Origin of the sequence: Synechococcus sp. Cruz-7E5, from assembly GCF_024345995.1 — a bacterium.
Lineage (GTDB): Bacteria > Cyanobacteriota > Cyanobacteriia > PCC-6307 > Cyanobiaceae > Regnicoccus_A.
This window is the reverse complement of the sequence record NZ_JAGQCE010000018.1, coordinates 42,779-55,696: the sequence shown is the minus strand read 5'-3', so window position 1 is coordinate 55,696 and position 12,918 is coordinate 42,779. Positions and strand designations below refer to the sequence as shown.

General features: G+C 64.0%; 16 protein-coding genes. 7 read left to right on the top strand and 9 right to left on the bottom strand.

What is annotated here, in order from left to right; genetic code table 11:
• Positions 1-255 precede the first annotated feature (255 nt).
• On the bottom strand, positions 256-756 hold the full coding sequence (locus KBY77_RS15060; protein WP_255106205.1) for a thermonuclease family protein: 501 nt from the start codon (positions 754-756) through the stop codon (positions 256-258).
• Between the two features lie 29 nt (positions 757-785).
• Positions 786-1,175 (bottom strand): heavy metal-responsive transcriptional regulator, encoded by a 390-nt coding sequence (locus tag KBY77_RS15055; protein ID WP_255106203.1) that lies wholly within the window; start codon positions 1,173-1,175, stop codon positions 786-788.
• Positions 1,176-1,273: 98 nt separating this feature from the next.
• On the opposite strand from KBY77_RS15055, the gene KBY77_RS15050 reads away from it, so the two are divergent.
• The 3 genes from KBY77_RS15050 to KBY77_RS15040 are packed head-to-tail and all read left to right on the top strand — an operon-like array spanning position 1,274 to position 2,053.
• Positions 1,274-1,504, top strand: a complete 231-nt coding sequence (locus KBY77_RS15050) for a DUF3721 domain-containing protein (protein WP_255106201.1) — start codon at positions 1,274-1,276, stop codon at positions 1,502-1,504.
• A gap of 31 nt (positions 1,505-1,535) precedes the next feature.
• Positions 1,536-1,772, top strand: a complete 237-nt coding sequence (locus KBY77_RS15045) for a DUF3721 domain-containing protein (RefSeq protein WP_255106198.1) — start codon at positions 1,536-1,538, stop codon at positions 1,770-1,772.
• A complete protein-coding gene (locus KBY77_RS15040) occupies positions 1,769-2,053 on the top strand; it encodes a hypothetical protein (RefSeq protein ID WP_255106196.1) in 285 nt (94 codons plus the stop codon). Before KBY77_RS15045 ends, KBY77_RS15040 begins: the two co-directional genes overlap by 4 nt.
• On the opposite strand, the gene KBY77_RS15035 is transcribed toward KBY77_RS15040, so the two are convergent.
• From KBY77_RS15035 to KBY77_RS15020, 4 genes are all read right to left on the bottom strand, one after another.
• Positions 2,023-2,742, bottom strand: a complete 720-nt coding sequence (locus tag KBY77_RS15035) for a DUF305 domain-containing protein (RefSeq protein ID WP_255106193.1) — start codon at positions 2,740-2,742, stop codon at positions 2,023-2,025. The two genes, KBY77_RS15040 and KBY77_RS15035, sit on opposite strands and share 31 nt — an antisense overlap.
• Positions 2,743-2,960: 218 nt before the next feature.
• The gene (locus tag KBY77_RS15030) at positions 2,961-3,575 is read right to left on the bottom strand and encodes a hypothetical protein (RefSeq protein WP_255106191.1); all 615 of its coding nucleotides are present in this window, start codon (positions 3,573-3,575) and stop codon (positions 2,961-2,963) included.
• Positions 3,576-3,727: 152 nt separating this feature from the next.
• Positions 3,728-4,186, bottom strand: a complete 459-nt coding sequence (locus KBY77_RS15025) for a hypothetical protein (protein ID WP_255106188.1) — start codon at positions 4,184-4,186, stop codon at positions 3,728-3,730.
• Complete coding sequence (locus KBY77_RS15020) at positions 4,170-4,796, bottom strand: hypothetical protein (RefSeq protein ID WP_255106185.1); 627 nt, start codon at positions 4,794-4,796, stop codon at positions 4,170-4,172. Before KBY77_RS15020 ends, KBY77_RS15025 begins: the two co-directional genes overlap by 17 nt.
• A gap of 198 nt (positions 4,797-4,994) precedes the next feature.
• Here KBY77_RS15020 and KBY77_RS15015 point away from each other — a divergent pair, with 198 nt between their 5' ends.
• Together KBY77_RS15015 and KBY77_RS15010 are read left to right on the top strand one after the other, a co-directional pair.
• Positions 4,995-5,972, top strand: a complete 978-nt coding sequence (locus tag KBY77_RS15015) for a glycosyltransferase family 2 protein (RefSeq protein ID WP_255106182.1) — start codon at positions 4,995-4,997, stop codon at positions 5,970-5,972.
• 63 nt (positions 5,973-6,035) lie between these two features.
• Positions 6,036-7,916, top strand: coding sequence for a glycosyltransferase family 2 protein (locus tag KBY77_RS15010; protein WP_255106179.1), 1,881 nt, complete (start codon positions 6,036-6,038; stop codon positions 7,914-7,916).
• Between the two features lie 238 nt (positions 7,917-8,154).
• On the opposite strand, the gene KBY77_RS15005 is transcribed toward KBY77_RS15010, so the two are convergent.
• Entirely contained in the window at positions 8,155-8,394 is a 240-nt protein-coding gene (locus KBY77_RS15005) for a hypothetical protein (protein WP_255106176.1), read from the bottom strand.
• A gap of 23 nt (positions 8,395-8,417) precedes the next feature.
• Complete coding sequence (locus tag KBY77_RS15000; protein ID WP_255106174.1) at positions 8,418-9,113, bottom strand: methyltransferase domain-containing protein; 696 nt, start codon at positions 9,111-9,113, stop codon at positions 8,418-8,420.
• 628 nt (positions 9,114-9,741) lie between these two features.
• Between KBY77_RS15000 and KBY77_RS14995 the strand changes: the two genes are divergently transcribed.
• Both KBY77_RS14995 and KBY77_RS14990 read left to right on the top strand, forming a co-directional pair.
• The gene (locus KBY77_RS14995; protein ID WP_399213021.1) at positions 9,742-10,185 is read left to right on the top strand and encodes a LexA family protein; all 444 of its coding nucleotides are present in this window, start codon (positions 9,742-9,744) and stop codon (positions 10,183-10,185) included.
• 8 nt (positions 10,186-10,193) lie between these two features.
• The gene (locus KBY77_RS14990) at positions 10,194-11,498 is read left to right on the top strand and encodes a Y-family DNA polymerase (RefSeq protein WP_255106172.1); all 1,305 of its coding nucleotides are present in this window, start codon (positions 10,194-10,196) and stop codon (positions 11,496-11,498) included.
• 8 nt (positions 11,499-11,506) lie between these two features.
• Here the strand turns inward: KBY77_RS14990 and KBY77_RS14985 are convergent, their stop codons facing one another.
• A complete protein-coding gene (locus KBY77_RS14985; protein WP_255106170.1) occupies positions 11,507-12,883 on the bottom strand; it encodes a Rieske 2Fe-2S domain-containing protein in 1,377 nt (458 codons plus the stop codon).
• Positions 12,884-12,918 lie beyond the last annotated feature (35 nt).

The window sequence follows — 12,918 nt, the reverse complement described above, 5'->3', positions numbered from 1 at the left end:
GTAGAGGCGGTTGTTGGTGGAGGTGACCCACTCGCAGAACTGGCTCCAGGCAGACGCGCCCTGGCGCTGCTGAAGGGTGGTGGTCATGAGAGCGTGAGTGTGTGCCCCGGAAGGAGCGGGTAGGTAGGACAGAAACCGATCCAGAGATTCGGCAAACCGCAACAGCGGATGTCTGTCTTTCAAAACTTAGCATGCTTTTGCGTTTTGTAACGGTGCCATTGGTCCTGGGGGAAGCCGCCCTTTTCGTTGTGCCCGTCAACGGGCTCTCTTCCCCCTTCGAAAGTCCCACGGCCGCCTGATGCCTCCGGGCACTGCCCAGACCCCGAGGCGGCTGCGCATCGCCCGTGCCTCCGCGTCGAGATACCGCTTGGTGTCGCAGCTGGCCAGGTGGCGGCGGAAGACGAAGGCTTCGCCGTGTTCCACCATCGCCAGGCCGAGGTTGGTTTTGCCAATCACTTCTGCCACGGTTCGGCCGAAGCGATCCATGGTCTGCGGCCTGAGGGTCACGCTGGAGCCGATCGTCAGACGCGTCTTCAGATAACGGTGGGCCCTGACTCCATCGGTGGCCTGATCCAGCTCAGGTGCATCGATGCAGGCCAGCCGCACGGTGATCAGGCGCGGGCCCTGCCGCACGCGGATCGTGTCGCCATCGCCGATCGAGAGCACCACGGCACGGCCTGTGCGTTCGGCCAGAGCCGACGGAGCGAGCCCCAGCAGCAGCTGCAGGCCCAGCAGCAGGCCAGGGATCAGGAGCATCTCGTCAGACGTCTGGGGCTGGAGTTGACTCAGACTTTGAGATTGGGGCAGATCACCCCACCCTGCTTGGTGGGATCGTTCTGCCAGTCGGCAAGTAATCCCTGCAGCTCGCCTCGTAACTGACGCAGCTCCTTCATCCGGGCATCAATGCGCTCGATCTGGTGGTTGAGCATCACCTGGATGTCGTTGCATGGCAGTTCACCGGCATCGTGAACAGCCAGGCAGCTCTGGATCTCTTCCAGTGTGAGCCCGAGAGCCTTGAGCCGGCGAATGAACTCGAGCCTGGTAAGGCTGTCCTCAGCAAACAGGCGGTAACCACCCTCGCTGCGACCAATCGCAGGCAGAAGTCCCAGTTCTTCGTAGTACCGCAGGGTCTTGACCGGGACACCACTGCGGGAGGCCAGGGCGCCGATCTTCATGCCGGTGCATGGCTGCTTGCGGAGGCCAATCTCCAAAAACTTGACTCTCCACTCATCAGGAGACTCTAAACTCCATTCAGTCCCATCCATCTCCTGCCATGTCGCGATCCGGTCTGCTCTCGCTGCTCACGGCGGGCCTGGTCGCTACGCCGGTGATCGTGGCTCCGGTTGCCTCCCGCGCCCAGGCAAACGACATGTTCCCCACCAAGGCGGCTGCTGAACAACGGGCCAAGCAACTCGCCTGCAGCGGCTCCTTTGTGATGGGTAAAGAGTGGATGCCCTGCAGCTCCTTTGCCGCCTATCAGAAGGCGATCTCGAAGTCGAAATGAGATGACCCAGCTCACCAGCCCAGTTCAGCCTATGTCTGGAGCCCTGACGAGGTTCCTGCTGCTCGCCCTGGTGGTCGCGGCCGCCGCCGTTGACCCCTGGGTCAATCCGGCTCCCGCCGCTGCCCATTCCAAGGGGATGTACGCAACGCGCCAGGAGGCTGAGCGGCGCGCTGTCCAGCTGAAGTGCAAGGGGGTGTTTGCGATGGGCGGGGCCTGGATGCCCTGCGCCAATGAGCAGGCGCTGCACAAGGCCCTGCAGAACGAATGAAGCGCCACAATCAACTGCGCCGTCTGCATCGCGCCCTCGTGCCTCTGGCTGCCTTGCCGATTATCGTCACCGCTCTCTCCGGTTCCCTCTACGGCCTGCTCTCGTCCCAGGGGATCGAGGCCTTCTGGTTGATGAAGTTGCACACCGGCAACTTCGGGCTGATCAACATCCAGCCTTTTTACTCCGCCGTCCTCGGGGTGCTCACGCTGGTGGTGGCGGGATCGGGCCTGGGCTTGCTGATCGGTGAGGTTCAGAGCCGGAACAGAGCGTCGAATTTGTGATATTCAGGCTTGCGTAATCCCTCCACCGCCAGCATGCGGCGAAGCTCGATGATCTCGGCCCTCTGGGCCAGGATCACGTCCCTTGCGAAGCGCCGGATGGTCGTGTTGGTGCTCTTGGCCAGGGCGTCGTGGGCCATCATCAGCGCGCCGCCGTGGTGCTCGAGCATGCCCTCGATAAACCACACCACGCGGTTCTCCCTGGTGGGTCCGGAGCCCATCATGCGCATCCCCTCGATCTGGGTCTGACTCATGCGAGTGAGGCCCGAAAGACTGTTGGGATCACCCCCGGGTGCCAGTGCCACCGGAAAGTTCGGCGCCTCGGGGTACCAGGCCTTGCGCCAGAGGCCCATCGCCCGGATCTCATTGGCCTGATCGCGCCAGATCGACTTGCCAAGCGACCCCACACCGGGCTCTCCGATGTCAAAGATGAACTCGCTCATCCGTAGGGCGCCGGTGTGGTGCTGCACCATGCCGTCGATGAAGCGCAGGTCGTAGGTGGCGCCGGCGGGGCCCACGTCATGGGCATGGGCTCCATGGTCCATGGGTGCCGCCATGGGATTAGGCGTCGGAATCGAGTGGTTGTGATGTTGGTGATCCATGGCGGGATCCATCTGCGCCCGCGCAGCAGGAGCTGCCAGAGACAGCGCGCCGAGGCTGATCAGGAGGGCGGGAAGCCAGGAGTGGCGCATCGCTGGAAGGCGGAACTGGCCAACCGTATGGTCTCCTGTCCACTGGAGAGTCAAGGCTTTGCTGCTTTCGCCCGCGATCCATCCAGCAACAGAACACCGGGGGCTTGGCTTCCTCTCAACAGCGGGTTCTACGGTCCAGTGCTGGCCGGCGAGGCTGCCGATGCGCCCCATTCCGAACAGGCGTCGCCGGGGAGCGCAGCTGAGCTTCTGTGCTGGAGCTAGCGCAGCTGGGCCGGGGTGGGCTTCACGCTCCAGGTCATCAGGCTGGTTTCAAGTCCTGGGCCATTGGCGGTGAGCCAATCGGCCACGGAGACGACCGCCTGGGCTCCGTAGGCGCGATGGGAGCGCACCACCACGACCCCCACGCCATCAACCAGCAGCACCCGGGCTGCCGCCGCTTCCGCCAGGCCTGTTCCCGCCAGCAGAGCCACGATCAGGTGCTCCGCCGGGCGAGCGGCCGTTCTGGGCTGCGAAGCCGTGCGGATGATCCTGCCTGCCTGGCGGTAATTGGCGAGCACCCCATTGGCCAGGCCCGCCAGCTGGTCATCGTTGCGCACGTTCTCGTGCACGTTGAGGGTCACCATGTCACGCCAGGTGGTCAGGTCGCTCTGTTCCCCAGGGGTGAATTCATGCTGTCCTCCGGCGGAGAAGCGGAGCCAATAGCGCTGACCTCCAAAACTGAGGGAAAGCCCCCGGTAGGCGGCAGCGGCGGGACGGGGTTCGATGGGCTGACTCCAGACGGGTCCTGGCCACAGGCCCTGAACGAGCGCGCTGGCCAGGACAGCCGCGAGCATCAGAGCCCCCAGGTCAGGAGTGGTTCGTAGCAGGTTCATGGGCGGAGCCGCTCAGAGAGCGCGCCATTGACCGCTCCTAGCCAGGATGGCAGCCTTGAATGACCAGGATGGGTTTAGCCCTGCCGCCCTGGCCAGGGAAGCCGATGCGCTGCTCCAGGCCATGGAAGCGCGCTGCCCCTGAGCGGGCCTGATCACGCGCCGAGCGCCCGCTCGATCCGATCCGCCGGCACGCCTATTTGCTCCGCCACGAGCCGCAGCAACCCTTCCAGCCGATCAAGACGGCGCTCCAGCCGCAGCAGGCGATCTCCCTCATTCAGGTCCTCCAACTCCGGCCCCGGCAGCTCCGGGTGCTCCACTGGGGATGGATCCGCAGTGGACCGCAGTGCCGCCAGGCATCGGGGCCTGGTCCAGCGGCTGTAACCCCTGAACCCACGCTCCTTGCAGAGGGCCCTGAGGGCTTTCACCCCGAGCGTCTCGAGTCCGGCCTCCAGGACCGGTGGCGCCGAGACAGGGGCGGGAAGGCTCGTGCTCATCAGGGATCCGCGGGGGCTGTCGCCCTGAAGCTCGGCCTCCAGAGCGCGCAAGGCCCGGGCATCGGCATGGGCCAGGTCCCGCAGATTCGCCCTCAGGGCATCAGCGATCCGTCCCATCCTTCCGCTCCGGGTCGGCAACGTCAGTTCCCTCCAGGCGGCTGGTGATCGCCTGCTGGCGCAGGCTCAGCTCATCGAAGCGCTGCTTGGTGGTGGTCCAGCGGTTGATGAACCGGATCACCGCCTGAACCAAGCCACCCAGAAACGAACCACCCTGGAAGCTTCGCCGTCCCAGCTTGTAGCGGCCAAACTCCTGCACCAGATCGTCGCCGGCGTCCTCCAGATCACCGGTGATCGTGCTGATCAGATCGAGCATCGCGTACACCTCACCGCGCACGGAAGCCTCCCGCGCCGCCAGGGTGATCAGCCGGTACCGCAGCTGCTCCACGTCGGCATGGGCCTTATCCGCCCGGCTTCGGTACTGGCCGCGGCTCATCATCAGCGACTTGTAACTGCCTCGCAGTGCCAGGTAATGGCGCTCGAGCACGGGCCTCTCCAACCCCGACGGATCGGCGGGAAAGGCTGTTGTCGCTGGCAGGGCCTTCATCGTCGCTCGGCGCAGGACCGCCCCATTCTCCCCCTGCGAGTCGGCTCGGAGGCCAGCACCCGAACCACGCCAGCCATCGACCGGGGCCGACAGCACCACCTCGGCTCGCCAGACCTCCTTCAACAGGCCGGCAGACACACCTGAGTTTGCAGCAAAGAGTGCGACTTTCCACTCCATTTTACAAAACTGGTCTTAATGTCGTCAGTATGTTGCATGCCAAGGTGAATTTGATCTGACAGACAACCCATCAGTATCAGCGTACTGACACTCCCACTACCTGACCAAGTCATTTTCAATCTAGCTCATCAATAGCGGCCAAGAATGACATTCTCGACGCCCATTCTGCTCATCACCTGGCGACGGCCTGAACTCACCAAGCGGGTCATCAAGGTCATCCGCTCCGTGGCACCCCAGAGGATGTATGTGGCGTCTGATGGACCCAGCCATGGTCGCTCTGGCGAAGCCGAGAAGGTGGCCGACACCCGTGCTGTGATCACTCAGTCGATCGATTGGCCCTGCATGCTCAAGCAGCAGCAATCAGAAACCAATCAGGGGTGTCGGCTGGCGGTAAGCCGTGCGATCGACTGGTTCTTCGCCCATGAGCAGGAAGGGATCATTCTGGAAGATGATTGTCTACCCCATCCTGATTTCTTCAGTTACTGCTCCGCGCTGCTGGAACACTACCGACACGACACCAGGATCTGGAGCATCTGCGGTTCCAACTTCCAGCAAGGTCACCGGCGTGGCGACGCCAGCTATTACTTCAGCATCCATGGCGACTCCTGGGGCTGGGCCAGTTGGCGCCGGGCCTGGATCCACTACCACCCGGCGGAGCACAGCTGGATCAAATTCCGTGACTCCAGCCGGTTGGATGATGTTTTCCCAATCCCCCAGGAGCGGAATTACTGGCGATCCATTCTCGACGAGTTGTTTCTCAACCGCCAGCCCGACAGTTGGGATTATCAGTGGTGGCTGGCAGGGTGGATGAACCATGCCCTGCATGCCTGGCCCAACCAATGTCTGGTGTCCAATCTGGGATTCGGTGACGATGGAACCCATACTTTCGGAGCTAACGCCTTTGCCGAGATTCCATTGTGTGAACTCGGCACCCTTCGCCATCCCGAGTTCATCGTTCCAAGCCGTGACGCCGATCGCTACGCCTTCCTCCACCGTCGAGGTGGACTGGAGCAGATTCATCGCGCCAACGAGGGGAGTCTCCATGCCTGGCGATGTCGCTGGAGAGCCATGAAACGCCAGGGCCTGCTCCCCTATCTTGCTGCCAAGACCAGCCTTCTCTGAGACAACCACCCTCGGGGATTCGATCCCACTGCCATTCCGCCACTCTCCTGCCTTCGCTAAGCCATGACATCAGATGAAGCCATCACCATCGTTGTTACTCCAAGAGAGCGTTACAGCTGTGCGCTTCGCTCAATGCAATCCCTGCTGGCAACGACACCAGCTCACCATCCCGTGGTTTATCTGGATGCAGGGACCCCACCTAGCCTGAGGCAGGACCTTGAGGAACTGGCGCATGGACGCGCCGTCACCTTTGTTGCGGCAGAAGCAGATCTGAATCCGAATCAGCTCAGAACGATAGGCTTTGAGCACAGTGCCACTGCTTACACCTGTTTTGTCGACAATGATATCCTCTACCGTCCTGGCTGGCTGGAGAATCTCGCCAACGCAGCACAGCAAGCCAAGGCCACGATTGTCCATCCCATCTACCTGATTGGCGAATTCCAGAACGACAGAATACATCACGCTGGCGGCAGGATCACCATTAACACATCAGTGACTCCATCTCACTTTGCAGACGAGCATCTCCTTGCTAATAAGTCCTATAGTAAAAACAGTGATTTACTCAGACGTACAACAAGCGATTATGCTGAGTTTCACTGTCTTCTGATCCAGACCGAGACGCTGCAACACCTTGGCCCTTTGGATCAGAAGCTTGCCTCACTCAACGAACACAGCGACCTCTGCCTGCAAGTCAGACAAGCAGGCGGCACGATTGTCGTCGAGCCATCTTCTGTTGTTACCTATGTCCCCGCCTCAAAAGTCTCACCCTTCTGGCTGGCCGATGCCAGGCTGTTCAAACGGCGCTGGTCAACGCAGGACAACCTGCAATCCATCCAGCATTTTTCGGAGAAGTGGGGATTTGATTTCAACGAACAGAATCCACCCTCTGCGCTCAGCTATGGCAACTGGGCATGGCGGCAGATGATCGACCTCAGGCCACATCATCCAGCCGATCAAACCATCTCAGAGATTGGCTCTGTATCCAATATCGACTATCCCTATGTTCATACCTTTCCCCGCTTGGCGCGTCAGTGTTTTGAGCTTGGTTTCAGTGCCGATGAGCTGACGAGGATTCGCACCGCCTTTGATCTGGCCACTTCCGTTCATCGGGGTGCCCTGCGACGCTGCCGGCTTGCCTTCATCGATCACTGCGTCGGCGTGGCCAGCGTCCTGGCTGTGCATGGGGCAAGCACGGATCTGGTCATTGCCGGCCTCCTGCATGCACTGTACCTCCAGGGAGCCTCTTCTTCGGATTGCATCCTGACCGCTACGCCCAAGCATCGTGCCTTCGTGAAGGAGCTCGTTGGGGCCCCGATTGAAGCCGTTGTGCATTGGTATCCGACCTGCAGCTTCCTGGAGCCGGATCACTGGAGCCAGATTCCTACTGCTATCGAGCAGACCCCACTGGAGCTCGCAGCCGCACTCATCGTTCGTGTCGCCAATGAGATCGAGGAATGCCTGGACCACAAACTCTTGTTTGATCACAAGGTCCTCCTGAAGACCAAGGGCGATGCCCACAGGGAATCCGGAGTTGATGTCACATGCAATATGGAATCCATCACCAGCCCCGTGGAATCCCCCTTGACACCCAGTGCTGGTGGACAATCTCGTTCGTATCTGTTCACTCATGCCAGTCCTGTTCTTGCCCTTGCCGGTTATCCCTCCTTGTGTGATGAAGGTCTAGCCAGGATCAGGCAGATCGAGCAACCTTTCCCGGCTCATATTCCAGATCAGAATCCCTCAAGCAACTCCGGGACGATGCCGGATTGGCTGATCGACCTCATTGGCTCTCCTTGCACATCACTTCTGCCAACATCCAACCGCTATGCTGTCCTCCAGCAGACATCTCTATCGCTCAAGCGTCGCATTCCAAGCCGAATTCGCCGTACAAGAGTGGGGCAGACGGCAAAACATTTGGTGGATCGGCTGATTTCCAAATTCTAATGAACTGGATAGACTTGTCCATCCAGTTCATCCAGTCAAATCAGTACCGAGTTGTCAAACCTAGGATTGATTCGCAGATAATCGACACCCTGGATAACTCCTCAACTCAAAGCCATTGTCATGGCTGCTTGCAGGGTAACAGCGGCCATGAGCCTGCCGGGCTGGAGCAACGCCCAGGATCTCCTGCGCTTTGATCAGGACGGGAGGTGGGTCAGAGGTGACGGCTGAAGCCAGCGGCTCAGGCGCCGTGGCCCATCGAGGAGGAGGCCGCGTAGAGCTGCTCGAGTCGCTCACGGCTGAGCTCCACCACCATCACCTCTTCACCAGGACTGGGAGCTTCAGGGTGGCGGCGGCGTGGCGTGGCGACCCGCTCGCTGCTGCGCAGGTTCTGGGTCATCAGCGCGAAGGCGCCACCGAGGATGACGGCGAAGCAGCCCATGTAAAGCAGTGGGCCGATCACGTTGACAAAGGTGGTCATGGGGTTCCGGCTTTCCAGCCAGCCTAGTGTGAAGAACTGTTAACCGTGGTTGGTTCGGTGCGGTTGCCCGGTCCCGGCTTCTGGGCAATCACTGCGAAGAAGGGATCTCCATGGCCCCCCAGCCAGCCCAGCGGCCCCTCTGCCCGGGTCGACTCGGCGACCAGCTCCGGCATCGGCCAGCCCTGGGCCATCAGCACCCGCACCACATACTCCATGTGATCCCGGTCGCTGCCGTCGGTCCAGATCTGGGGCGCTTTCTGCATGAACATCCGGTTGGAGAAGGCCACGATCAGCTGCCCCTGGGGCCGCAGGATCCGCAGCAGCTCGGCCGCGATCGCTTCCGGTTGCTGCAGGTACTGCCACCCCGCCACGATCAGTACCGCATCCACACTGCTGTCCTCCAGGGGCAGGCGCTGGTCGCGGTTCAGGTTCTGCAACCAGTGCTGATCCAGGCGTGGATTCGCCTCCAGCTCCCGGGCGTTGAGGCCATGGCCGATCACCCGCTCATAGCGGACCTCCTCGGGCAGATGGCTGACCCAGCTGCTCATCAGATCCAGCACCACCGCGCAGGGTGGAATCCGCTCGCGGTAGAGCGCCGTCAGCCGGTTGCGAAAGGCGCCGTCAAGGTGCTGCACGAAGCGGGGCTCGGCGTAGAAGGCGGCGTCATCGGAGCGGTCGAGCTTGAAGCGCTCCGCCTCGCTCAGAACCTGCACCACCATGGCTCGCTCCCCAACGTCATCGATCGCCCCATGCTGGCCACAACAAAGCCCGGTGGCGGGGCCACCGGGCGCTTGTCTGCGGAACGGAAACCGCTCCACGATCGATCAGATCGTCGGTTGGGCATGGAGACCATGCCGTTGCGCGTCTTCAGTTGTGTGTCCGTCGGTGATGCGGTTGTTCAGGACTGGGATCGATTGGGTGGTTGTTCAAGGGCGGAGCTGCTGACGCTGGCACCTGGGGCCAGGGTTCAAGTGGGGCTTCCCAGAGAGTCCGGGGCACCTGAGACGGCGCAAGGACAAGGCGGCTGAAACCGCCGGGGAAACCAGTGATCCGATGAGAGTGTTGGAGCAGGGTCCGGATCGTCAGCGAGCTCCTGGATGCTGCTCAGGGGGGGTGTCATCCATCGCTTGGAGCCTCCGAATCCCGTTGCTGTCACTCTCTCCCTGGCGGCCAGCCGGCACAAGGCTCCGCCCCCCAGACGACACCGCTCGTCACGTCGGGACATCTGCCGTCATGAAGCAGCCGTCATGAAACGGAAGCTAGTACAGATGCACTACTCTGGCGATCCCTGAGTGGCTGCCCGTGACCACCGACCCAGCCACTCACCCAGCCACCCAGTCGGCCGTCATCACCGGCGGGTTCAGCGAACCGTTCACGCCCCTGCCGCTGCGCGAGCGCCGCCGGGCCCTGCTGCTGCCCCTGGCCGGCGAGAGCGTGGCGGCCGGCTTCCCCAGCCCCGCCGACGACTACGTCGAGACCGGCATCGACCTCAATGAGCAGCTGATCGCCCGCCCCAGCAGCACCTTCTTCCTGCGCGTCAGCGGTGATTCCATGATCGGCGCCGGCATCCACCACGGCGACCTGCTGATCGTCGATCGCAGCGTCGAGCCTCGCCACGGCCGGGTGGTGGTGGCGGTGGTTGAGGGGGCCTTCACGCTCAAGCACCTGGTGCGGCACCAGGGGCGGCTGCGGCTGGAGGCCGCCCATCCCGCCTATCCGCCTCTGGAGCTGAGCGACGCCGACGACACCCGCCTCTGGGGGGTGGCCATTCACGTGATCCACCCGCTTTGAGGGCGCCGATGGCCTGGGCCACCGTGCTGATCGACGGCAACAACTTCTACGCCTCCTGCGAGGCGGCCCTCGATCCCTCCCTGATCGGCCGGCCGCTGGTGGTGCTCTCCAACAACGACGGCTGCATCGTGGCCCGCAGCGCCGAGGCCCGCGCCCTGGGCATCCCCATGGGCCAGCCCTACTTCCAGGTGCGGCGCGAGCTGGAGCGCCTCGGCGTGGTGGTGCGCAGCTCCAACTACGCCCTCTATGCCGACATGAGCCAGCGGTTGATGCTCACGCTCGAGCCCTGGGTGGAGGAGCTGGAGATCTATTCGATCGATGAGGCCTTCGGCCGGCTGCAGCGTCCGCCGCCGCAGGCTGGCTCTGGTGGTGGCGCTGCTGATCTCAGCGCCTGGGGCCGCGCCCTGCGCCAGCAGGTGCGGCGCCACCTGGGGCTGCCGGTGGCGGTGGGGATCGCCCCCTCCAAGGTGCTCGCCAAGCTGGCCAACAAGCTGGCCAAGGCCGATCCGGCCCACGGCGGTGTTTTCGATCTGGGGGCGCTGGCCGATCCCGACCCCTGGCTGGAGGCCGTGGCGATCGAGGACGTCTGGGGCATCGGCCGCAAGCTCGCGCGCTGGTGCCGCCTGCGCGGCGTGGCCAACGCGCTCCAGCTGCGCGAGCTGGCCAGCGGTGAGCTGCGCAGCAAAGCCGGTGTGGTGGGGCTGCGCCTGCAGCAGGAGCTGCGGGGCCACAGCTGCCTGCCCCTGGTGGCTGTTCCGCCCGCCAAGCAGGAAACCTGCGTGAGCCGCAGCTTCAGCGAACCGATCCGCGAGCTGGGCCCGCTGCGCGAGGCGATCGCCACCTATCTCAGCCGCGCCGCCGAGAAGCTGCGTCGCCAGCACCAGCGCGCCGGTGCCATCACCGTGTTCGTGCGCAGCAGTCCCTTCAACGGCACCCGCCTCTATGCCAACGCCGCCACCGTGTCGCTGCCGCTGGCCAGCAACGACACCGCCGTGCTGCTGGCCGCCGCCCTGCCCCTGGCCGAACGTCTGTTCAGACCCCACAAGCCTCTGCAGAAAGCCGGTGTGCTGCTGCAGAATCTGCAGCCGCTGGAGCAGCTGCAGCACCATCTGCTGGTGCCGCTGTCGCCGCAGCAGCAACGGCGCCGGGAGGGACTGATGGCCACCATCGACGGCCTCAACCGCCGCTACGGCCGCGGCACGGTGCAGTGGGCCGCCTGCGGCCTCCAGCCAGCCTGGGCGATGAAGCGGGAACGGCTCTCTCGGGCCGCCACCACCCGCCTGAGCGACATTCCCGTGGTGCACAGCGGCTGAGGCGCCGCTCAGCGCCGGTTGCGGGGGGGCTGGTCGCTGCCCATCAGCAGCAAGCTCTCCCACTGCCCAAGCTTCCAGGCCGCGACGCCCGCGGCCACCGCCACCAGGGCCGCGGGAATCAACACCGGCAGGGTGTGGAACCAGGCGATCGTCAGCAGGGCCAGCCAGGCCAGGGGGGCCAGCAGCGGCCGCCAGCGGCGGATCCGGCGCAGGGCACCGGAGCAGCTGCGGCAGTGGCGGGTGTGGCTCTCGTAGCGCTCCACCAGTGCGCTGCGACCCAGGCGCGGTGGCAGCGGCTGATCCGGGAACGGCTCGCCCGCCCCACTCACCACCCAGTCGCGCAGAGCCTTGACGTAGGTATCGGCGCCGGTGGCCAGGTGACAGGCGCGGCTGAGGGCCGCACTGCCGCCGCGTTTCTCCAGCACCCGCTCCTGCCAGTGCAGGAAGATCTGATCGTCTTCCAGCACCGTGTGATTACTGATGTGCTGGAGCCACTGGGGGCGCAGGCGCAGCAGCCGGCCAGGCCAGGGGGACTCGAACTGGAACGGGAAGCGGGCAAACAACCGGCATTCCCCCGGCCGGGTCGGCGTGGCATACACCACGGTGAGGATGCGTGCGAAACCACGGGCCGTGAGGTCGTGCCACATCAGTCCCGGAGCCAGAAAGGTGGTGAACTGGCTGCCGAGCTTGCCCCGGCGCGGGCCCTCCTCCCAGACGCCGCTGAACCCCCCGGGGCCGGCCTGCTCCAGCCGCAGGTCCACCGGGCCGGCCGTCTCACGGCGACCCACCGTGGCGTGATGGGTGAAGGGCACGTGGCTCACATCGAGCACGTTCTCCAGCAGGGTGAGGGCGTCGTAGGGGAGGTCGCGGAAGGTGTCCTGCACCAGCCAGCCGGCCTGCGTGTCCTCCAGGACGGGAACAAGGGGCAGGGGCACCGCGGCGGCCGCCTCGGGTGCGCCGGCAAACACGAAGAGCATGTCCTGGCCGGTGGCGGTGGCGTAGGCGCGGCAGGAGCTGCGCCGGTCACTGGGCTGGCTGCCGGCACTGGCCTGGGGAATGGCGGTGCAGCGGCCCTGGCCGTCGAAGCTCCAGCCGTGGTACGGGCATTCCAGCTCACCGTCGGCGTTGAGCCGCCCCTCGGAGAGCGGCACCAGGCGGTGCGGGCAGACATCAGCGAAGGCGCGCCACTGCCCGCCAGCCGCTTCAGACCCGGCTGTGCCTTTGCGGTCGAACCAGAGCACCAGGTCGTCGCCAAGGAGGGTGAACCCCGTGGGCCTGTCCGGATCCAGATCGCGGAGAAAGGCCACCGGATACCAGGCGTTGCGCCAGGCCAGGCTCTGCTGAGCGGAAGCCGTGGGGAGGGGTTCGGCGCTGGCGCTGCTCACAGCAAGACATGCATGCAGGCTGAATCGTGGCAGGC

Bases quoted from the DNA above. Each gene is read 5' to 3' on its own strand.
- KBY77_RS15060 (WP_255106205.1), bottom strand. From the start codon at position 756: ATGCTCCTGATCCCTGGCCTGCTGCTGGGCCTGCAGCTGCTGCTGGGG.
- KBY77_RS15055 (WP_255106203.1), bottom strand. From the start codon at position 1,175: ATGAAGATCGGCGCCCTGGCCTCCCGCAGTGGTGTCCCGGTCAAGACC.
- KBY77_RS15050 (WP_255106201.1), top strand. From the start codon at position 1,274: ATGTCGCGATCCGGTCTGCTCTCGCTGCTCACGGCGGGCCTGGTCGCT.
- KBY77_RS15045 (WP_255106198.1), top strand. From the start codon at position 1,536: ATGTCTGGAGCCCTGACGAGGTTCCTGCTGCTCGCCCTGGTGGTCGCG.
- KBY77_RS15040 (WP_255106196.1), top strand. From the start codon at position 1,769: ATGAAGCGCCACAATCAACTGCGCCGTCTGCATCGCGCCCTCGTGCCT.
- KBY77_RS15035 (WP_255106193.1), bottom strand. From the start codon at position 2,742: ATGCGCCACTCCTGGCTTCCCGCCCTCCTGATCAGCCTCGGCGCGCTG.
- KBY77_RS15030 (WP_255106191.1), bottom strand. From the start codon at position 3,575: ATGAACCTGCTACGAACCACTCCTGACCTGGGGGCTCTGATGCTCGCG.
- KBY77_RS15025 (WP_255106188.1), bottom strand. From the start codon at position 4,186: ATGGGACGGATCGCTGATGCCCTGAGGGCGAATCTGCGGGACCTGGCC.
- KBY77_RS15015 (WP_255106182.1), top strand. From the start codon at position 4,995: ATGACATTCTCGACGCCCATTCTGCTCATCACCTGGCGACGGCCTGAA.
- KBY77_RS15010 (WP_255106179.1), top strand. From the start codon at position 6,036: ATGACATCAGATGAAGCCATCACCATCGTTGTTACTCCAAGAGAGCGT.
- KBY77_RS15005 (WP_255106176.1), bottom strand. From the start codon at position 8,394: ATGACCACCTTTGTCAACGTGATCGGCCCACTGCTTTACATGGGCTGC.
- KBY77_RS15000 (WP_255106174.1), bottom strand. From the start codon at position 9,113: ATGGTGGTGCAGGTTCTGAGCGAGGCGGAGCGCTTCAAGCTCGACCGC.
- KBY77_RS14990 (WP_255106172.1), top strand. From the start codon at position 10,194: ATGGCCTGGGCCACCGTGCTGATCGACGGCAACAACTTCTACGCCTCC.